The following is a 20,170-nucleotide window of genomic DNA, read 5'->3' as shown; positions in this document are numbered from 1 at the left end:
CGACAGACCAACTGTGCAAAAATGCGGGTTCGACAAATCATGGGGGCAGGCGTATGGCGGAAGGTATGAAAACCCTGCCGCTCTCAGACGCTCGAAACCTGCCGCTCTGGCGTCGACCTGTCACGCTCTTGTTCTTGATGGCCGCGGCAATGCCAATAGCGTTTTCGACGTGGTTGGCGCTGATCAATAACTTCGTGATCGAGGTCGCCAATTTTGACGGCTCGGACATTGGCTGGCTGCATACTGTACGCGAAATCCCCGGTTTCTTTGCAATCGGCGTGATCGCCCTGTTGATGCTGTTCCGAGAACAGGTCTTAGGGCTGGTGTCGCTGATCTTGCTAGGGGTCGCGACAGCGGTAACCGCACAGTTTCCGTCCATGGGCGGGATTTTGACGATCACAATGCTCAGCTCGATCGGGTTCCACTATTACGAAACAGTAAACCAGTCGCTGCAATTGCAATGGATCGACAAGCAGCGCGCGCCGCAGCTTTTGGGTTGGATCATTGCCGCTGGGTCTGGTGCGACGTTCGTGGCCTATGTTCTGATTGTGCTAACGTGGGAGGCCATCGGCCTGTCTTACTCAATGGTCTTTTGGGCATCCGGCGGGCTGACAGCGGCGATCGGGTTGTTCTGTATGTTTGCCTACCCGCAATTCGAAAGCCCAAACCCCCAGCGCAAACAATTCGTGCTGCGCAGGCGATACTGGCTCTATTATGCGCTGCAGTTCATGTCGGGTGCGCGGCGGCAAATCTTTGTGGTCTTTGCCGGCTTTATGATGGTCGAAAAGTTCGGCTTTGCTGTGCACGAAGTCACGTCGCTCTTCTTGATCACCCTTCTTGCCAATATGGTTTCTGCCCCCTTGGTTGGGCGTGCGGTTGGTGTGTTCGGGGAACGCAATGCGCTGGTGTTTGAATACGTTGGCCTTGCGGTGATCTTCTTCCTGTACGGCGGGCTTTATTATTTCGGCTGGGGCGTGGTTCTGGCCTCGGCGCTTTATGTGTTTAATCACCTCTTTTTCAGTCTGGCGCTGGCGCTTAAGACTTACTTTCAAAAAATCGCCGACCCGCAAGATATTGCACCAACAGCGGCCGTGGCGTTTACAATCAATCACATCGCGGCAGTCTTTTTGCCGGCGTTGTTGGGATACCTCTGGCTGACATCACCCGGATTGGTGTTTTTGGCAGCGGCAGGAATGGCGATTGTATCGCTGCTTCTTGCTTTGCTGATCCCGCGCCACCCAGAGCCGGGATATGAATCAATTATTGACCGCGCCAATCGCGCTAGACCGGCGGAGTAAGCCATGACGACCTTTACAGCCCTTACCACCCTGACAGGAAAACCCGCCGCAGATGCGCTGGGCGCCGCGATGGAGGACATGGATCCGACGCCGATGGGCGTTGGCGTGTTTGAGGTCGAAGATGACAGCGGGTTATGGGAAGTGGGCGGCTACTTCGAAGGTGAACCCGACGAGGTGGCACTCGCATTGCTTGCAGCAACCTTTGGTGCCAAGCCCTTTGTGGTGTCAGAAGTTCCCGAAACTGATTGGGTGGCCCATGTGAAACGGGAGTTGCCGCCTGTCGAGGCTGGACGCTTCTTTGTTTATGGCACGCATGACGCGGACCAGTTGCCTGAGGGGCGCATTGGTCTGTTAATCGATGCTGCGATGGCATTTGGCACGGGGCACCACGGAACGACGCTGGGGTGCCTGAAGGCCTATGATCGTTTGCTAAGCGACGGGCAGTCGTTTGACGATGTTGCTGACGTTGGCTGTGGGACGGCCGTTTTGGGAATGGCAGCCGCCAAGACCGGAACTGCAAATGTCATCGCCAGCGATATCGATCCTGTCGCTGTGGATGTGGCTGTAGCGAATATGGCAGCCAACGATATGGGCGACGCAGTCACATGTGTGACGGCAGCAGGGTTTGATGACCCCGCCCTTTCTAAGGCTGCTCCGTTTGATTTGATCTTTGCCAACATCCTGAAAGGGCCGCTGATCATGCTGGCCCCAGACATGGCAGCACACACAAAACCCAACGGAATCGCGATTCTTTCCGGGTTGTTGAACGAACAGGCCGAAGAAATCACATCCGTTTATGCACAGAACGGATACAATCTTTTGCACCACGACCAGATTGGTGAATGGTCAACATTGACGCTAGGGAAAGAAACATAGTTTAAACGTAATTAAAGCGAATTTAGCCTGATTTTTAAGGGTTTGCCTTATTTCCGCCTCATTTGGCGTGGATTTTGGCCACGTTCGGTGGGGGCCGAGTAATGTTAGGCTGTTAAATGACGATTGATGCTTCGTTAGATAAACGTTTGAAAAAGGTTGTGCGGACGCACAACAAAATGCGCCGCAATGGCGTGGTGCATCGTGTCGGCCGCGATGGTTTGATCCGTTCGCGCCCTCGTTTGATCCGCCCACGGTTTCCTCTTAAAGGCGCGCTCATCATGGTGGGCCTCTTGATTGCTTTCAAATCTTTGATGTTTGCGCAGATCGGATCTGGGAACTACGCGCTCAAAGTCGACGATCTTCGTCAAGGAACGATGGTCGAACAAGCTGGCGCTGTCCTGATGCAAGAAGAACCAATTACCGTCGCGACGGGTGGTTTCTTGAGACAGTTTTTCTTTAGCGCTAATTAGAATTCTGCCACTTCGTCATGTGTTTCGACGAGGTGATGTGTTGGTTTGATAAAGTTTGGGCGTCTCCTCACCGGTAACCGGTTCGCCCTAAGCAAAAAAAAGCGCCGCGTCCGATAATCGGGCGCGGCGTCTTTTTGTGTTTACTGCTTCGGCGTAGCGGAGCGAAGTAAGCCGGATCAGCGGATCAGGTTACCTTTGGCGATGACTTCAATATCGCCACGAGTTAGGCCGATGTCGTCAAGTTCGCGAGCGGACAGTTTGTTCAACGCTTTGCGAGTCATGCGTTCGTCGTTCCAAGTGGCGATTGTGCCGAAGAACGAAAACAACGGAGAACCGGATTTCGTGGATGTGGTGCGGATGTCGATGGCGGCCATGGAAAGTCTCCTGATTGATGTGGGCTGGCGCCGAATAAAAGGGCTTGTTCTGAGGCTCACTTAGGGGGTCCGTTTCTTGACTGCAAATGCAATAATCACAAAGGCGATATGCGGTTTGCGCATGGCCTAATAAATTCCTAACGGAATGTTTTTTATATCTATTTTTTGCACAAAAAAGTGTCGCTCATAGCGCTTTGGGTGGCGTTTTCTTACCTCGGACACGTATGGCGCCTGAAGGTGGGACGCGAAAAGGGCTAGGCGGATGTTCGCCTTTTGTGCTAGGTCAAACCTTAACAAAGAATAAAACGAGCAGAATGAGGGGCGCTAATGCGGGTTTTGGGCATTGATCCAGGTCTCAGAAATATGGGCTGGGGGGTGATTCACGTTGATGGATCAAGACTAAGCCATGTGGCAAACGGTGTTTGTGTGTCCGGTACGGGCGATCTCGCGCAGCGGCTGATGAGGCTTCACACAGCCCTGAGCGAAGTGGTGTCAACCTATGCGCCTGACACTGCGGCGGTCGAGCAAACTTTTGTAAACACCAACGGCGCAGCGACCCTAAAGTTGGGCCAAGCGCGCGGCATTGCGATGTTGGTGCCTGCACAGGCGGGTCTGAGCGTTGGCGAATATGCCCCCAACAGCGTGAAAAAAGCTGTTGTCGGCGTGGGTCATGCCGACAAGGGGCAGATTGCACATATGGTTAAACTGCAATTGCCGGGGGTTGATTTGGCGGGGTCAGATGCGGCGGATGCTTTGGCAATTGCGATTTGCCACGCTCACCATGCGCAAACAGCCCACAGAATTTCAAAAAGGGTGAGTGCATGATTGGACGTATCGCAGGCCGGCTTGAATACCGCACCGCGGATCATGTTTTGATTGATGTTAAGGGTGTGGGTTACATCGTCTTTGTCAGTGAGCGCGTGATGGCATCCTTACCTGCCAATGGTGAGGCTGTGGCGCTGTATACCGATCTGTTGGTGCGCGAAGACCTGTTGCAACTGTTCGGGTTCTCGACGCTTGTGGAAAAGGAATGGCACCGTCTATTGATGTCAGTTCAAGGGATCGGCGCTAAGGCGTCGATGGCCATTTTAGGTGGCCTAGGTGCGGATGGCGTCAGCCGCGCGATTGCGCTTGGTGATTGGGCTGCAGTGGCAACGGCAAAAGGTGTCGGGCCAAAGACGGCCAAGAAAGTAATTCTTGAACTAAAAGACAAAGCCCATGCCGTGATGGCGATGGCAGGAACCGGTGCTGTGCCTGTGGCGGGCGGGGGCGCGTCGCTCACCGCTGAAGCGGCGGACGACGCTGTCCTCGAGCCGGTGCCTGGCCCTATCGTTGCAGATGGTGCGGCGCAGTCGGATGCATTGTCAGCTTTGGGCAATCTTGGCTATGGGCCGTCAGATGCTGCAAGTGCCGTGGCGCAAGCGGCGGGCGAAAATGAGGGTGCCAATGCAGAGACCCTCATTCGCGCTGCGTTGAAGCTGTTGGCGCCGAAAGGCTAAGTGAGGTTTAAGACCTTGCGGGAGATCGAGATGACAGACCCATCAATGCAGCCGGAACGACAATCCGAGGATTCCACCCATGAGGGCGATCGTGCCTTGCGGCCGCAGGTCTTGGACGAATTTATCGGGCAGGCCGAAGCACGGGCGAACCTGAAAGTGTTCATTGAGTCCGCAAAGCGACGTGGCGAAGCAATGGACCACACGTTGTTTCACGGGCCTCCGGGGTTGGGCAAAACAACCTTGGCGCAGATCATGGCGCGGGAACTGGGTGTTGGGTTTCGGATGACGTCTGGTCCCGTATTGGCCAAGGCGGGCGATTTGGCCGCGATCCTGACCAATCTGGAAGCGCGCGACGTCTTGTTCATTGACGAAATTCACAGGCTCAATCCGGCTGTAGAAGAAGTGCTTTACCCAGCACTAGAAGATTTTGAGCTGGATCTTGTGATCGGGGAAGGGCCTGCTGCGCGGACTGTTCGGATCGAACTGCAGCCATTTACCCTGATCGGAGCAACCACACGCATGGGGCTGTTGACGACGCCGCTACGTGACCGTTTTGGAATACCGACACGGTTGCAATTTTACACGGTGCCCGAACTGCATGACATCGTCACCCGTGGCGCACGCCTAATGGGCGCGCCAGCAACAGAAAGCGGGGCACAAGAGATCGCCAAACGGGCACGCGGCACACCCCGCATCGCTGGCCGCCTGCTGCGCCGCGTGGTTGATTTCGCGATCGTTGAAGGGAACGGCACCGTTACCCATGAAATTGCGGATAAAGCGCTGACACGTTTGGGCGTGGATGAGCTTGGCTTGGATGGTGCAGACCGCCGTTATTTGACATTGATTGCTGAGAATTATCAGGGCGGACCAGTTGGAATTGAAACCCTGTCTGCTGCGCTGTCTGAACCGCGCGACGCATTGGAAGACGTGGTTGAACCCTATTTGCTGCAACAAGGGTTGATCCAACGCACGCCGCGTGGCCGAATGCTGGCGCAGAAGGCGTGGACCCATTTAGGAATGCCTGCGCCTAAAGGTCAGGGCGACATGTTTGGCGGGTAGCGATTTTTTGCGGTGACGTTGAAGGTCTGCGAAGAGCCCAAGGCTACTTATCATATTACGGTTCATTGCAAGTCCCGAACAACCCTGAAGCCGCCGTTGTCGTTTCGAGTATCTTCATCTGCGCGACCTCGCTGAGCGACACGTGAAAATTCAACAGAGGCGAGATACGATCCTCCCCGTGTTGCCCTTCGACAGGTCAATCCAACACTTTTGTCGCGCCATTCACTGGCCGTCGACCACCCTGCATAACTGTTTGTATAACAAGAACTTGTAAGCTCAGTGACATTGCCAGACATATGTCGAAGCCCCCAAGCGTTGGCCGCGTCGAGGTCGTTGACGGTCACAGGATTGTATCGAAAAACTAGGCGTTCCTCACCGAGGCCATACGCGCGCTCCGTCGCTTCACCATTAAAGTTCGCTTGATCTGTGTTGATGGTATCACCTTGAGCAAATCGCGCTTGAGTGCCCGCACGCGCAGCGTATTCCCACTCCGCTTCTGTAGGAATCCGGTAAACATCTGCTCCCACAGTTTCGTTTAGCCATTGGACGTAGGACACAGCATCAAGATAGGACACCCCGACAACGGGATGATCATCCGTCAGGTAATAATAGGGCGATTCAAATCGGAGCGGGCTGCGCAGGGTGTATTCTGTCGGCACAAAGCCATTACAGCCGCCCGCAATAACACAGGCCATCCACTCCCCGCGGGTGATTTCGTTGCGTCCCATCGCGATTGGCATATCCATGACGACTTGATGCAGCGGGCGCTCATCGGCCTCGATAGCTGGGTCGCCCGGTTCGGCACGATAAAGCCCTCCGTCTACGGTCGCCATTAAGTTGAAACGCGCCTCACCGACCGGCGCGCCCATCCGAAACCCACCCAGTGGCAACACGATCATTTCTGGGCATACTGAACACTCTCGAAACATCTCGAGAGTTTTGACGTTGTGCCCCTCGCCGAGCTCAAAAATGTCTTGTGCGCTAGCTTGTTGAACATCCGAATAAAGCAGAAATGCTAACAAGCATGTAATTGGAAGTTTTGATTTTTTGGTAAACATGCCCTTGGTTGGCCTGCAAAGCTGTCAATCAAATGTAGTTATTGTGTTTTTAGCATGGAAGGCAATCAGCGATACGTTTCAGACAACCTATAGGTCGAAAACGTTTCGATGAATGGCAGCTTCGTCCCGCATTGCTGACATTGGGAAGGTTTTGAGCGAACGCCCTTAGAGCGCGTTTTGTGGGCGTTTGCGAGGCGGGGTTTTCGATCATTTATGAATGGCGTATCAAAACGCCATGACAAACGTACAAAATATCGAACCTCTTTTTACCCGCGCTGACGGCAACTACCTGTGCGCGCGATGGGGGCGTCCAATCGTCCCAGTAATTTTCGGGGTTGAAGACGACACCGTTGGCTTATTCAAGGGTGCGATTGAAGCGATCTGTGTCCTGTCCGGCGCGAAGATGGATGAGTTGGATTCAGAATTTGGCGTCAACCTGATGGTGTTCTTTTGCCGTGATTGGGACGAGCTGACAGGTGTCAAAGACCTCGACCATATGGTGCCTGAACTGCGTGATTTGGTCGGGCGGTTGATCAAAGCGGATGCCAACCAATACCGAATTTTCCGATTTGATGAGGCCGGCGCGATCAAAGCCTGTTTTGTATTCCTGCGAATGGACGACGCGTTGGAGCAAGTGCCAGCAGACGCTTTGGCGTTGACCCAAGCCGTACACGCCATTGTCCTATGGTCAGAAACCGCATTCAAAAAACAGTCTCCACTTGCGCTAATAGATGGGACTGCTGTTGTGCGCCCCGATATCGCAGGCGTGATCCGCGCGGTATATGATCCGGTGATGCCCGTCGTTGCGCAGGACCCAAGTCATGCATTGCGGCTATCAGCCCGCATGGAGGTTGCAGAATGACACACCGTTTTCCAGTACGTGTTTATTACGAAGACACCGATCTTGCTGGGATCGTTTATTACGCAAATTACCTGAAGTTTATTGAGCGTGGCCGCAGTGAGTGGGTGCGTGAACTGGGCGTTGATCAAGCGGCGATGAAGCGCGACGAGGGTGTCGTGTTCGCGGTGCGCCGTGTGGAGGCCGATTATCATTCCCCAGCTCAGTATGATGATGAGTTGGTGGTGACGACGGAAGTCGATGCGGTAACCGGCGCGCGATTGATCGTGCGTCAAAACGTTGAACGCGATGGCAAGGTGTTGTTCACGGCGCTCGTGACCATCGTTGCGATCAATGACGCTGGGGCACCCGCACGGCTTCCGGCGGCTTTTCGCCGAAATCTACATTAGAAACTGCACTTAACGGCCAGTTTACGCGCGTTTTGTTGGCAATTCTGTGCAAGCTGCGTTACATCTGTATTCAACAGAGGCCAAAATCGGTCCAAAACGCAGAGCAGGCAGTATCAAATGGTAGAAGATTTCACGATGTGGGCGTTGTTCGCCCGCGCGACCATTACCGTAAAAATCGTCATGATCATCCTTATCGTCGCGTCCCTATGGTCGTGGAAGGTGATCGTGGACAAGTATATTCAATATCGCAAAGCCCGCGCCGAAGCGCGTGTTTTTGACGACGCTTTCTGGTCCGGCAATCCATTGGATGAGCTGTTTGACCAAATCGGTGCGACGCCAAAGGGCCAGTCCGAAAAGATTTTTGCGTCAGGCATGTTGGAATGGCGCAGGTCCCACCGCCAAGACGGCGGGTTGATCGCGGGTGCCACCGCGCGGATTGATCGAAATATGGATGTGGCAATTGCCAAGGAAACCGCAAGCTTGCAACGCGGGCTGACCGTTTTGGCGACCGTCGGGTCTGCGGCTCCGTTTATCGGGCTGCTTGGGACCGTGTTCGGTATCATGAACGCGTTCATCGAGATTGCGGAACAACAAAACACTAACCTCGCGGTTGTCGCACCTGGCATCGCCGAAGCTTTGTTGGCGACGGGCCTTGGTCTTTTGGCGGCTATTCCAGCGGTTATCTTTTACAATAAGCTCAGCGCGGATGCTGACAGTATCGTCAATGGCTACGAGGCGTTTGCGGATGAGTTTGCAACGATCCTTAGCCGTCAGTTGGATTCCTAAGCCATGGGCGCGGGTGTCATTCAAAAAGACGACGGGGGCGGGCGTCGCGCGCGGCGTCGATCCCGTCGGTCTCGGCCGATGTCAGAAATCAACGTCACGCCGTTTGTCGATGTTATGTTGGTATTGCTGATCATCTTCATGGTGGCGGCTCCGTTGTCGGTGGTCGGTGTCCCTGTGAACACGCCAGAAACAGCAGCCAATGCATTGCCAACACCTGAAGAAGAACCGCTGACAGTTACATTAAACGCCGACGGTGGTGTCTTCATTCAAGAAACGGAAGTAGAGCGGGCTGAATTGGTCAGCCGTCTGCGCGGGATCGCGGCAGAGCGTGACAGTGACCAGATTTTCCTGCGGGCAGATGGCGTGAATGCGTGGAACGAAGTGGCTCAGGTCATGGGCGCTCTGAATGCTGCGGGATTCAACAACATCGGCTTGGTGACGGATATCGGCGGGCCGACGCTCGACGGCGGTTCAGGCAACTAGGGCGGTAATCGCGAATGAGCGCTGGCACCTATATTTCAGGCATCGGGCATACGGCACTGATCGTATGGATGGTTGTCGGCTGGGGCATGTCCTCTGAGCCGTTGCCGTTCGAGATCACCGAAGTGTCCGTGGTCTCCGGCGATGATTTCGCCGCGATGACGCAAGGTGCGCAGCCCGAACTGCCGCCAAGCGAACCTGCCGCGATTGAACAGCCGCCCGTTGATGAAACGCCACCAGCGCCAGAGGTTGAAACACCCCCCGTTGTGCCAGAGGCCCCTGCACCTGTTGAACCGCCAGCGGTTGAAACACCGCCCGCGGCGCCAGATTTGACCGTGCCGGAAACTGTTGTCACGGACACGCCGCCTGATGTGCCTGATACGCCGCAAATCATAACGGCACCGCAATCGGCGGAATTGGGCAGCAGCTTGCGCCCTGTGCCGCGCCCAGCACCGCGCGTTGCGCCAGAAAGCGTAGCACCCCCTGAACCCGACGCGACCGTTGCGCCTGAGGAAACAACCGCGGCCAGCGATCAAGCAGAGGCACCTGTCGAAGAAACGACAGAGCCAGCTGAAGAAACCACGGCACCTGTAGCTGCTGCCGATCAGATCGTGACCGAAGCTGAAGAACCATCTTTCGCACCTGAAATTTCCAGCCGCCCACCGTCACGGCCTGCAAGTGTAGCTGCCGCGGCCCAAGAGGCCGATCAATCTGTGGTCGATGATGTGTTGGCTGACATTCTAACCGGAGAAACCAGCACGCCAGCTGAACCTGCGCCGTCTTCTACGCCGACGGCGGGCCTGTCGGGTGGGCAGTCAGGTGGGCAGTTGACCGACAGTCAAACGGCAAGCCTCTTGCGCCAGATTGGATCATGTTGGACTCTTGGGGCGGTCTCAACTGCAGCCATGAGTACAATTGTGACCGTTCGGTTCTCAATGGATGCAGGGGGTATCCTTGACACAGGGAGTATTCGCATGACGGCGTTCGCAGGCGGATCTGAAACAGATGCCGCAGTCATTTTCAGAGCGTCTAAATCGGCCCTTGTGCGGTGCCGAACCTATGGCGGACGTACTTCATATGACGTTCCACAAGAGCAATTCCAGACACGACGTGATTTGCAACTTGTCTTTGATCCGTCTGAAATGAGGCTGCGATGAAACGCGATGTCCAAAAGATGAACGGCAATGATCTGCCGCTTAAAATTCTCCCCGTTGATAATGGGGCAAAACCAGTAAGAATGAGAGCCATGATGACAAAATTTATGACCTTCTTGACCACCTTGGTTTTGGCTTTAACGTTGGTTGCTCCTGCAAGCGCGCAGGAGGAAATGATCGACTTGGGAACGATACGCATTGGCGTCATCGAAGCTTTGCCCTTCGCAATACCGACCCTTCAAGCTGAGGTCGCGGGCTCAGAACAAATGGCCAGCGATATCAGCCGCGTCATTGCTGAAGATTTGAACGGCACGGGACTATTCCGCCAGATCCCATCGTCGGCGTTTATCTCAACGCCGGGTGCCTTTGGGACGCCTGTTGCTTTCGCCGACTGGCGCGCAATCAATGCGCAGGCCTTGGTGACGGGCGCTGTGGCGGTAAACGGGTCGCAGATTACGGTTAAGTTCCGCCTTTATGATGTGTTCTCGGGCTCTGAGATGGGCGAGGGGTTGCAATTTGTTGGTACCACGGATGGTTGGCGTCGCATGGCGCATAAAGTGGCCGATGTGGTCTACAGCCGTATCACGGGTGAGGCGGGTTACTTCGACAGCCGCGTCGTGTTTGTTGCGGAAACAGGCCCCAAAGATGACCGGGCCAAACGGCTTGCGATCATGGATTACGATGGTTCGAATGTTCAGTATCTCACCGACAGTGCAGCCATCGTTCTGGCTCCTCGGTTCAGCCCGAACGGCGATCGCATCCTTTATACCAGCTACGAAAGCGGGTTTCCGCGCATCAATGTCTTGAATGTCGCGTCTGTTACACGCCAGCAATTGACCACGTCAGAAGGCGACATGGCGTTTTCCCCTCGATTCAGTCTTGATGGTCGTCAGGTGATCTATTCGCTGATTCAAGGCGGTAACACGGACATCTTCCGCACGGATTTAGCGACGGGCCAACACCAGCGTCTGACCAACACGCCGGCGATTGAAACTGCGCCGAGCTTTAGCCCAGATGGCAGCCAGATCGTGTTTGAAAGTGATCGTTCCGGTACTCAGCAGCTTTACATAATGTCCGCTAATGGCGGCGAACCACAGCGAATTTCCTTTGGAAACGGGCGATATGGCACACCTGTCTGGTCCCCGCGCGGTGATTTGATTGCATTCACCAAACAAGAGGCCGGGCGGTTCCACATTGGCGTAATGCGCACAGATGGCACCGAAGAACGCCTTCTGACGTCGTCTTTCTTGGACGAGGGTCCGACTTGGGCGCCCAACGGCCGCGTCATCATGTTTGCCCGTGAAACCCAAGGGGCTGACGGCACCACAGCCTTGTATTCGGTTGATATCACCGGCCGTAATTTGCGCCGGGTTACAACACCACAAGGCGGGTCTGATCCTTCATGGGGGCCATTGCAGCAGTAAGCATGCGCAGATCACGCATTCGCGATTCTCAATTCAAGTCGGGCGTGCTAAGCTGCGTCCAAACGAGCATATAATAAAAACGGGACAGACCCATGACACATCTTACAAAAGCCATTCTCTTGGTCGGTACATTGGCGCTGGGCGCTTGTACAAACGCGGACCGCTTCGACAATACTGACGCAGCTGATCTGAATTCTCAGAACTTGGCCGCCGCGAACACAGGCATTGACCAGACAGCGCTGACAGGGGCCAATAACCCAGCCAGCCCACAGTATTTCAGCCAAACCATTGGCGACCGTGTATTGTTTGAAGTCGATACATCCACATTGACGGCCCAAGGCCGCGCGACCTTGGATGGTCAGGCCGGATGGTTGGCAACCAATTCCGATTATCTTGCCGTAATCGAAGGTCACGCTGACGAACAGGGCACACGTGAATATAACCTCGCGCTGGGTGCACGTCGCGCGAATGCTGTGCGCGAGTATCTGATTTCCAAGGGGCTGGCATCCAGCCGCGTTCGCACCGTATCTTACGGTAAGGAACGCCCGTTGGCCGTATGTTCGGATGAAAGCTGCTATGCGCAGAACCGCCGTGCCGTGACGATCATTTCGATCGGCCAAGGTAGCTAAACTCTGCTGGGGGACGACATGCTGAGAACGATTTCTTTGTGTTTGGCGCTGGCCGCACCTGCCGGACTGATGTCCAGCGCGGCCTTTGCACAAGATCAGACATTGGCTGACATCCGTGCAGAACTGACGACGCTTTATGTTGATGTGACAGGATTGCGCAATGAACTGGTGGCTTCCGGCCAATCCGGTCAGGGCACGGCAGGGGCGACTCCGCTGGACCGTCTCAACTCCATCGAAGCCGAACTCACACGTCTGACCTCAAAAACCGAAGAGCTTGAGTTCCGCATCACGCGACTGACTCGCGATGGGACCAATCGCATTGGTGATCTGGAATTCCGCCTCTGCGAACTTGAAGCAGGCTGTGACATCGGCGCGCTTGGCGAAACGCCCAGCCTTGGTGGCGTGGATGTTGAACCAACAGCAGCCGTTGTGGAAACACCCGTAACGAATGCGCCGTCTTTGGCCGTGGCAGAGCAAGAAGACTTCACGCGGGCGCAGGAGGCGCTCGCTTCCGGTGACTTTCGCAGCGCCGCTGACCTCCTTGCGTCCTTCAATGAGAATTATCCCGGTAGCCCAGTAGCTGCAGACGCGCATTTCTTACGTGGACAAGCGTTTGAAAATTTAGGCGAGACGAGCAATGCCGCCCGCGCCTATCTTTCGGCGTTTTCAGGCAACCCAGAAGGTAACATCGCCCCTGCTGCCTTGATGAAATTGGGTGTAACGCTCGGGGCCTTGGGCGAGACACAAGATGCTTGTGTTACATTGGGCGAAGTCAACGTTCGCTTCCCCGGAGCGCCAGAGGTCGGCGAAGCACAAAACGCGATGGCGACGCTCGGGTGCGGTTAGACCAAGATTGGTTGATGACGCAGGGCGAAGATGCCGCTTTGCTGCATTTTGTTGATACGATTTTCATGGGAGAGCAGCCCGACAAGGTCGCCATTGCCGTGTCCGGCGGCGGGGATTCAATGGCGCTGCTGCACCTCTACATGCGCTGGTCAAACCAAACAGGTGTTCCAGTTATCGCGGCGACTGTGGATCACGGTTTGCGGGCTGAGGCCGCTGACGAAGCTGCTTTTGTCGGGGCGTTTTGCGCAGATCATCAAATTCCCCACAGTATTCTGAAATGGGATGGCACAAAGGCCGTTGGAAATGTGCAAGCTGCGGCGCGGGATGCACGGTATCAGCTTTTGTCGGACTGGGCATGGGAAAACGGCGCTGAAGCGATTGCTTTAGGGCATACGGCCAATGACGTGGCTGAAACCTTCCTCATGCGCTTGGGGCGCAAGGCGGGGCTCGATGGGCTGGCTGCTATGCCGCCTGTCTTTAGCCTTCACCGTTCGCAATTCGTACGCCCGCTTTGGCAACAATCCCGCGAGGAATTGCGGAACTACTTGCAGCGTCATGATGTGCCTTGGATTGATGACCCCTCTAACGAAGACTTAACGCAAACTCGCCCCAAAGCGCGTAAGATTTTGACGGCCCTAGAACCGCTTGGAATTGATGTCGAGGGATTGAAGTCGACGGCGGCGGCGTTGGCGTCTGCCAAAAGCGCAGTTCAAAGCTATACTTGCAACGAAGCGCGGCGGCTGGTCACTGCGGATCGCGGGGATGTCTTAATCCAGACCCGATCACACCCGCCAGTGCACCCCGACGTGGAACGCCGCCTAAGGCTTGCGGCGGTGCGATACATCAACGGCAAGGGCTATGCGCCAAGGGAAAGCGCGTTGATCAATCTGGACGTGGCATTGACGACGCAGGCCCGTCACACGGTTGGCGGCTGTATTGTATGCAAAGAAGAGGGCGCTTTGCGGTTTGCGCGCGAGGTAAAGGCGACCGAACCGATGATTGAATGGCGCAATCGGTCGCATGGCCTCTTGTGGGATGCGCGGTGGCTTGTGAGCGAGGAGTCACAGGCCTTTGACATGGCCAATTTGACCGTCGGTGCGTTGGGTGAACACATTAAGGATGTGCCTGATTGGCGTGAATCGGGGCTACCTCGGGCTTCTCTCATGGCCAGCCCTGCCATATTTCAGGGTGAAACTCTTGTTTCGGCACCTGTTGCAGGTCTTAGTAACGGATTTATCGCGCGCATTGTCGCGGATTTCACGTCTTTACTGGTTTCCCGTTGAACTCGGCAGCTAAGGGTCTATCTTAGGCAAGTGGTCACTAAATCTTAGGTTTTGTGAGCCAACTGATTTTCTAAAGGAGTGTCGCCTTGGGCAACGCACGCAATCTGGCCTTTTGGGTCGTGCTATTCGTTCTTGTTATTTCGCTGTTCAACCTCTTTGGGAACACCCAAAGCAGTGCGCAATCTAACGAGAAGAGCTATTCAGAATTTGTGCAGGCAGTTGAAGCTAGCGCGGTCGCCGAAGCGCGCATTGATGGTGAGAAACTCACGTATCGTGGGGCCGATGGCCGCACCTATGTCGTGGTCCTTCCTGAAGATGCGGAAGTCACCAGTCTCTTGATCGAAAAAGGCGTTCCCCTGTCCGCTGAAGCCCAAGAGCAATCGGGTATCGCGACCTTCCTTGTCGGGCTTTTGCCATTCCTGCTTTTGATCGGTGTTTGGATTTACTTCATGAACCGCATGCAGGGTGGCGGCAAAGGTGGCGCAATGGGCTTTGGCAAATCACGTGCCAAACTGCTGACCGAAAAGGCAGGCCGTGTGACGTTTGATGACGTGGCCGGAATTGATGAAGCTAAAGAAGAACTTGAAGAGATCGTTGAGTTCCTGCGCAACCCGCAGAAGTATTCCCGTCTTGGCGGTAAGATCCCGAAAGGTGCTTTGCTTGTTGGCCCTCCTGGTACTGGTAAAACGCTTTTGGCACGGGCCATCGCGGGCGAAGCTGGTGTGCCGTTCTTCACAATTTCTGGTTCTGACTTTGTCGAAATGTTTGTCGGCGTGGGTGCATCCCGCGTGCGCGATATGTTCGAACAAGCCAAGAAGAACGCGCCATGTATTCTGTTTATCGATGAAATCGACGCTGTTGGCCGTGCCCGTGGCGCTGGCCACGGTGGCGGTAACGATGAACGTGAACAGACGTTAAACCAATTGTTGGTTGAAATGGATGGCTTTGAGGCCAACGAAGGTATTATCATCGTTGCGGCCACCAACCGTCGTGACGTGTTGGACCCAGCCTTGCTGCGTCCAGGCCGTTTTGACCGTCAGGTGACGGTGCCAAACCCAGACATCAAAGGCCGTGAAAAAATCCTCGGTGTGCATGCACGCAAAGTTCCACTTGGCCCCGATGTCGATTTACGGATCATTGCACGCGGAACTCCTGGTTTCTCGGGGGCCGATCTGGCCAACCTCGTGAACGAAGCTGCCTTGATGGCTGCGCGCATTGGCCGACGTTTTGTGGCAATGCTCGACTTTGAACAGGCCAAAGACAAGGTCATGATGGGCGCGGAACGTCGTTCCATGGTTATGACAGACGCCCAGAAGGAAATGACCGCGTATCACGAAGCAGGCCACGCAATTGTGGGCATATCACTGCCGAAATGCGATCCGGTCTATAAGGCGACAATCATTCCACGCGGCGGTGCGTTGGGCATGGTAATGTCTTTGCCCGAAATGGACCGCCTCAACATGTTCCGCGACGAATGCCACCAACGTCTTGCTATGACGATGGCTGGTAAAGCGGCTGAGGTAATTAAATACGGTGAAGACCACGTATCCAACGGTCCTGCAGGTGACATTCAGCAGGCCAGCCAATTGGCCCGCGCTATGATCATGCGGTGGGGCATGTCCGATAAGGTCGGCAACATTGATTATGCTGAGGCCCATGAGGGATACTCTGGCAACACCGGTGGTTTCTCTGTCTCAGCCGAAACCAAGGGGTTGATCGAAGAAGAAGTGAAAAACTTCATCGAAGCAGGCTACCAACGTGCGCTTGAAATCCTGAAAGACAAGAACGAAGAGTTCGAACGTCTGGCTCTGGGCCTGCTTGAATATGAAACTCTGACAGGGGCCGAGATCAAGCGCGTGATGGCGGGCGAATTGCCCCATGATGACAATGATGATGGCACCGATGTGCCACCTGCATCAGGCAACTCAGTGACAGCGGTTCCAAAAACCAAGCCGCGCAAGCCAAAGTCGCCCGATCCGGACCTTGAACCGGAAGCGACATAAGCGACACGATCCTAAACCCCGCAGGCCAACACGCCCGCGGGGTTTTTCATTTCTATGCATCATACAAGATATCACAGATGGTCGCTTGAACCCGTCAGGAACAGGCGGCACTCTCCACCCAAAAGGAGACCTGCCATGCCTGCGTTAAAACCCACACATTTCACTGCGGAAATCATCTGGCTCGGAGCCGTTATGAATAGCGATCGTAATGAGTTGACCGCCCCAGCCCGAGAAAGCCTTGATCTGACATTCGAAGGCGTTGCAGGCGCATTTCACGCGGGCCTTACACGACCAAGCTGCAGTCGTGTCAAATCGCAATATGAGCGTGGCACACCGATCAAGAACGAACGCCAGCTGAGTATCGTAAGCCAAGAAGAGCTCGACCAGATTGCCAAAGAGATGGGTGTTGATGCAATTGATCCTGTTCGGATGGGGGCGTCTATGGTCGTGAGGGGCATAACTGACTTTAGCCATGTGCCGCCGTCGTCGCGTCTTCAGGCCGCGAGCGGGGCTACCGTTACAATCGATATGGAAAACCGCCCCTGTCAGTTTCCTGCAAAATCCCTCGTTCTGGATCATGGTGACCTTGCTAAGGGGTTTAAGCCAGCAGCGAAAAACCGACGAGGAGTCACGGCTTGGGTCGCGGCTGAGGGCCGCGTTGCACTTGGTGATATCTTGACACTTCACATCCCGGATCAACCCGTCTGGACCCCCTGATCCACCAACCCTAAGCCCCGCAAGAATTACCTTTCAAATGGGTCGTGAAAAAAAATCCAAAAATTTCACGATTTTGTTTGTCCGATAAGATTTTTTGCGGAATAGTTTTTCTGTCACGAGCTGCCCGACGATTCCGGCATCGAAAATGTCGTAACCGCATGGTGCTGACTGTTTGTCGACGTGCTTACTGACAAATGAAGACGGGCAATTTTGCTCATTAGGGAGAAATTGAAGTGGCATACAAAACCGATATCGAGATCGCACGGGAAGCGAATAAGAAACCAATCCAAGAGATTGGTGCGAAACTTGGCATCGGGAGCGATGATCTTTTGCCTTACGGGCACGATAAAGCAAAGGTTAGCCAAGCCTTTATCAACGGCGTCCAGAAAAACGAGAACGGCAAGCTGATCCTTGTCACGGCAATCAACCCGACACCCGCAGGCGAGGGAAAGACAACGACGACAGTGGGGCTTGGGGATGGCCTGAACCGTATTGGCAAGAAGGCTGCGGTTTGTATTCGCGAAGCCTCGCTTGGGCCGAACTTCGGTATGAAAGGTGGCGCCGCGGGAGGCGGCTACGCACAAATCGTTCCGATGGAAGACATGAACCTTCACTTTACGGGTGATTTCCACGCGATTACCTCAGCGCATTCACTGTTGAGCGCGATGATCGACAACCACATTTATTGGGGTAATGAGCTGGAAATCGACGTACGCCGCGTTGTGTGGCGCCGTGTTGTTGACATGAACGATCGTGCGCTACGCCAGATTACGGCATCTTTGGGTGGGGTTGCCAACGGGTTCCCTCGCGAAGCAGGGTTTGACATTACAGTGGCGTCCGAAGTGATGGCGATCCTGTGTCTGTCCAAAGATTTAAAAGACCTTGAGAAACGTTTGGGCGACATGATCGTAGCTTATCGCCGTGATCGCAGCCCTGTTTTTGCACGTGACATTAAAGCGGACGGCGCTATGACCGTGTTGTTGAAAGACGCGATGCAGCCCAACCTTGTGCAGACGTTGGAAAACAATCCGGCCTTCGTGCATGGGGGCCCGTTCGCCAATATTGCCCACGGCTGTAACTCGGTGATTGCCACGACCACCGCGTTGAAGACGGCTGATTATGTGGTCACGGAAGCGGGCTTTGGCGCTGACCTTGGCGCCGAAAAGTTTCTGAACATCAAATGCCGCAAAGCAGGGCTTTCGCCTGATTGCGTTGTGCTGGTCGCGACGGTGCGTGCGATGAAGATGAATGGTGGTGTCGCCAAAGGCGATCTGGGTGCCGAGAACGTTGCGGCCGTAGAGAATGGTTGCGCCAACCTTGGGCGCCATATCGGCAACCTGAAATCATTTGGCGTGCCTGTTGTCGTAGCGATCAACCACTTCGTGACGGACACCGATGCCGAAGTTCAAGCCGTGAAAGATTATGTTGCAACCCAAGGGGCCGAAGCGATCTTGTCCCAACACTGGGAACATGGGTCCAAAGGGTCCGAGGCATTGGCGACGCGCGTTGCAGAAATTGCGGACAGCGGCATCAGTCAGTTCGCTCCGCTTTACCGTGATGACATGTCGTTGGCGGATAAAGTTCAGACTGTCTGCAAGCGGATCTATCGCGCTGACGAAGCCCTGATGGATCAAAAGATCCGGGACCAGCTGAAACTCTGGGAAGAACAGGGCTACGGCGATTTGCCCGTTTGTATGGCGAAGACGCAGTATTCGTTCTCGACGGATCCGACATTACGTGGGGCTCCTACGGGGTTCTCGGTGCCGGTTCGTGAAGTGCGCTTGAGCGCTGGGGCTGGATTCATTGTCGTCGTCTGCGGTGAAATCATGACGATGCCGGGGTTGCCGCGGGTGCCATCCGCAGAAAATATTCACTTGAACGATGATGGCCAAATTGAAGGCTTGTTCTAACACGTAAAAGGTGGGACGTCGCTATTTAGTGGTTGCTAAGACGCGCCGCCCACCTTCCCATTCGGGACAACATTGAGGGATTGAAATGACAGCTACAGTAATCGACGGCAAAGCCTTTGCGGCCAATGTACGCGGCCAAGTTGGTGATCACGTCGCCAAATTGAAATCCGAACACGGCATTACGCCAGGATTGGCTGTTGTGTTGGTGGGCGAAGACCCCGCGAGCCAAGTTTACGTTAAATCCAAAGGCAAGATGACAGTCGAAGTTGGCATGAAGTCGGTAGAGCACCGTCTTGATGCCACTGTATCGGAAGCTGAGTTGCTCGCGGTTGTGAACAGCCTCAATGAAGACCCGACGATCCACGGTATTCTGGTGCAGCTGCCGTTGCCGGGCCATCTTAACAGTGATTTGGTGATCAATTCGATCGACCCAGCAAAGGATGTGGATGGGTTCCATATCTCAAACGTTGGCCTTTTGGGCACCGGACAAAAATCTATGGTGCCTTGCACGCCACTGGGTTCATTGATGATGCTGCGGGATCATCACGGCAGCCTGTCTGGCATGAATGCAGTTGTGATTGGCCGGTCGAATATTGTCGGTAAACCTATGGCGCAGCTTCTGCTAGGCGATAGCTGTACTGTTACGATTGCCCATTCTCGGACCAAAGACTTGCCTGCGGTCGTGCGCCAAGCTGACATCGTGGTTGCCGCCGTTGGTCGCCCGCAAATGGTGCAAGGCGACTGGATTAAACCAGGTGCGACTGTGATCGATGTGGGCATCAACCGCATTGAAAAACCTGAAGGAGGAACACGGTTGGTTGGAGATGCTGATTATGACAGCTGTGCTGCCGTCGCAGGCGCCATCACGCCCGTCCCCGGCGGCGTTGGGCCGATGACAATCGCTTGTCTGCTAGCCAATACGCTAACCGCCTGTTGCCGCGCTAATAATTTGCCTGAGCCTGTCGGTTTGACTGCCTAAGTCTTTCCCAACGTAACCCCATTGTATAGCGTTTGACGTGTAATTAGTTGATTCTATATCGTCATGTGTGTCTGGGG

Annotated in this window: 21 protein-coding genes; 19 read left to right on the top strand and 2 right to left on the bottom strand. The window is 54.8% G+C overall.

The window, feature by feature from the left end; translation table 11 throughout:
- Positions 1–65: 65 nt before the first annotated feature.
- The 3 genes from L0666_RS15525 to L0666_RS15515 all read left to right on the top strand — a co-directional run bounded on the left by L0666_RS15525 (position 66) and on the right by L0666_RS15515 (position 2,644).
- Entirely contained in the window at positions 66–1,298 is a 1,233-nt protein-coding gene (locus tag L0666_RS15525) for an MFS transporter (RefSeq protein ID WP_235262526.1), read from the top strand.
- Between the two features lie 3 nt (positions 1,299–1,301).
- Entirely contained in the window at positions 1,302–2,174 is an 873-nt protein-coding gene (locus L0666_RS15520) for a 50S ribosomal protein L11 methyltransferase (protein WP_235262306.1), read from the top strand.
- Positions 2,175–2,290: 116 nt separating this feature from the next.
- Positions 2,291–2,644, top strand: coding sequence for a hypothetical protein (locus L0666_RS15515; RefSeq protein ID WP_235262305.1), 354 nt, complete (start codon positions 2,291–2,293; stop codon positions 2,642–2,644).
- 176 nt (positions 2,645–2,820) lie between these two features.
- On the opposite strand, the gene L0666_RS15510 is transcribed toward L0666_RS15515, so the two are convergent.
- A complete protein-coding gene (locus tag L0666_RS15510) occupies positions 2,821–3,018 on the bottom strand; it encodes a DUF1127 domain-containing protein (RefSeq protein ID WP_235262304.1) in 198 nt (65 codons plus the stop codon).
- A gap of 327 nt (positions 3,019–3,345) precedes the next feature.
- Here L0666_RS15510 and ruvC point away from each other — a divergent pair, with 327 nt between their 5' ends.
- From ruvC to ruvB, 3 genes are read left to right on the top strand one after another with little or no spacing between them, the layout of a single operon-like run.
- Positions 3,346–3,843: a crossover junction endodeoxyribonuclease RuvC gene (gene ruvC, locus L0666_RS15505; RefSeq protein WP_235262303.1), complete on the top strand. Its 498-nt coding sequence runs from the start codon at positions 3,346–3,348 to the stop codon at positions 3,841–3,843.
- Positions 3,840–4,517, top strand: a complete 678-nt coding sequence (gene ruvA / locus L0666_RS15500) for a Holliday junction branch migration protein RuvA (protein WP_235262302.1) — start codon at positions 3,840–3,842, stop codon at positions 4,515–4,517. Before ruvC ends, ruvA begins: the two co-directional genes overlap by 4 nt.
- Positions 4,518–4,547: 30 nt before the next feature.
- Positions 4,548–5,576 carry a Holliday junction branch migration DNA helicase RuvB gene (gene ruvB / locus L0666_RS15495; RefSeq protein WP_237693330.1) on the top strand — a complete coding sequence of 343 codons (1,029 nt, stop codon included), beginning with the start codon at positions 4,548–4,550 and terminating at the stop codon, positions 5,574–5,576.
- A gap of 62 nt (positions 5,577–5,638) precedes the next feature.
- Here the strand turns inward: ruvB and L0666_RS15490 are convergent, their stop codons facing one another.
- Complete coding sequence (locus L0666_RS15490; RefSeq protein WP_235262301.1) at positions 5,639–6,634, bottom strand: formylglycine-generating enzyme family protein; 996 nt, start codon at positions 6,632–6,634, stop codon at positions 5,639–5,641.
- 235 nt (positions 6,635–6,869) lie between these two features.
- Between L0666_RS15490 and L0666_RS15485 the strand changes: the two genes are divergently transcribed.
- The 13 genes from L0666_RS15485 to folD all read left to right on the top strand — a co-directional run bounded on the left by L0666_RS15485 (position 6,870) and on the right by folD (position 20,093).
- Positions 6,870–7,496 carry a hypothetical protein gene (locus L0666_RS15485; protein WP_235262300.1) on the top strand — a complete coding sequence of 209 codons (627 nt, stop codon included), beginning with the start codon at positions 6,870–6,872 and terminating at the stop codon, positions 7,494–7,496.
- Positions 7,493–7,882 (top strand): tol-pal system-associated acyl-CoA thioesterase, encoded by a 390-nt coding sequence (gene ybgC / locus L0666_RS15480; RefSeq protein ID WP_235262299.1) that lies wholly within the window; start codon positions 7,493–7,495, stop codon positions 7,880–7,882. Before L0666_RS15485 ends, ybgC begins: the two co-directional genes overlap by 4 nt.
- A 117-nt stretch (positions 7,883–7,999) precedes the next feature.
- Positions 8,000–8,668, top strand: coding sequence for a protein TolQ (gene tolQ, locus L0666_RS15475; RefSeq protein ID WP_235262298.1), 669 nt, complete (start codon positions 8,000–8,002; stop codon positions 8,666–8,668).
- A gap of 3 nt (positions 8,669–8,671) precedes the next feature.
- Entirely contained in the window at positions 8,672–9,151 is a 480-nt protein-coding gene (locus tag L0666_RS15470; RefSeq protein WP_216035549.1) for an ExbD/TolR family protein, read from the top strand.
- Between the two features lie 14 nt (positions 9,152–9,165).
- Complete coding sequence (locus L0666_RS15465) at positions 9,166–10,305, top strand: cell envelope biogenesis protein TolA (protein WP_235262297.1); 1,140 nt, start codon at positions 9,166–9,168, stop codon at positions 10,303–10,305.
- Between the two features lie 92 nt (positions 10,306–10,397).
- Positions 10,398–11,726, top strand: coding sequence for a Tol-Pal system beta propeller repeat protein TolB (tolB, locus tag L0666_RS15460; RefSeq protein ID WP_418888001.1), 1,329 nt, complete (start codon positions 10,398–10,400; stop codon positions 11,724–11,726).
- A gap of 92 nt (positions 11,727–11,818) precedes the next feature.
- Entirely contained in the window at positions 11,819–12,355 is a 537-nt protein-coding gene (gene pal / locus L0666_RS15455) for a peptidoglycan-associated lipoprotein Pal (protein WP_235262295.1), read from the top strand.
- An 18-nt stretch (positions 12,356–12,373) separates the two neighbouring features.
- A complete protein-coding gene (gene ybgF, locus L0666_RS15450) occupies positions 12,374–13,201 on the top strand; it encodes a tol-pal system protein YbgF (RefSeq protein WP_235262294.1) in 828 nt (275 codons plus the stop codon).
- Complete coding sequence (tilS, locus tag L0666_RS15445) at positions 13,192–14,484, top strand: tRNA lysidine(34) synthetase TilS (RefSeq protein ID WP_235262293.1); 1,293 nt, start codon at positions 13,192–13,194, stop codon at positions 14,482–14,484. The genes ybgF and tilS overlap by 10 nt, the downstream gene beginning before the upstream one ends.
- A gap of 86 nt (positions 14,485–14,570) precedes the next feature.
- Positions 14,571–16,487 (top strand): ATP-dependent zinc metalloprotease FtsH, encoded by a 1,917-nt coding sequence (gene ftsH, locus L0666_RS15440; protein WP_235262292.1) that lies wholly within the window; start codon positions 14,571–14,573, stop codon positions 16,485–16,487.
- A gap of 135 nt (positions 16,488–16,622) precedes the next feature.
- On the top strand, positions 16,623–17,204 hold the full coding sequence (locus L0666_RS15435; protein WP_235262291.1) for an MOSC domain-containing protein: 582 nt from the start codon (positions 16,623–16,625) through the stop codon (positions 17,202–17,204).
- Positions 17,205–17,437: 233 nt separating this feature from the next.
- The gene (locus L0666_RS15430) at positions 17,438–19,114 is read left to right on the top strand and encodes a formate--tetrahydrofolate ligase (RefSeq protein ID WP_235262290.1); all 1,677 of its coding nucleotides are present in this window, start codon (positions 17,438–17,440) and stop codon (positions 19,112–19,114) included.
- 85 nt (positions 19,115–19,199) lie between these two features.
- Positions 19,200–20,093 (top strand): bifunctional methylenetetrahydrofolate dehydrogenase/methenyltetrahydrofolate cyclohydrolase FolD, encoded by an 894-nt coding sequence (gene folD / locus L0666_RS15425; RefSeq protein ID WP_235262289.1) that lies wholly within the window; start codon positions 19,200–19,202, stop codon positions 20,091–20,093.
- Positions 20,094–20,170 lie beyond the last annotated feature (77 nt).

The organism is Octadecabacter algicola, from assembly GCF_021532625.1.
In the GTDB taxonomy this organism is placed as follows: Bacteria; Pseudomonadota; Alphaproteobacteria; order Rhodobacterales; family Rhodobacteraceae; genus Octadecabacter; species Octadecabacter algicola.
This window is presented reverse-complemented; position numbering and strand designations above follow the sequence as displayed.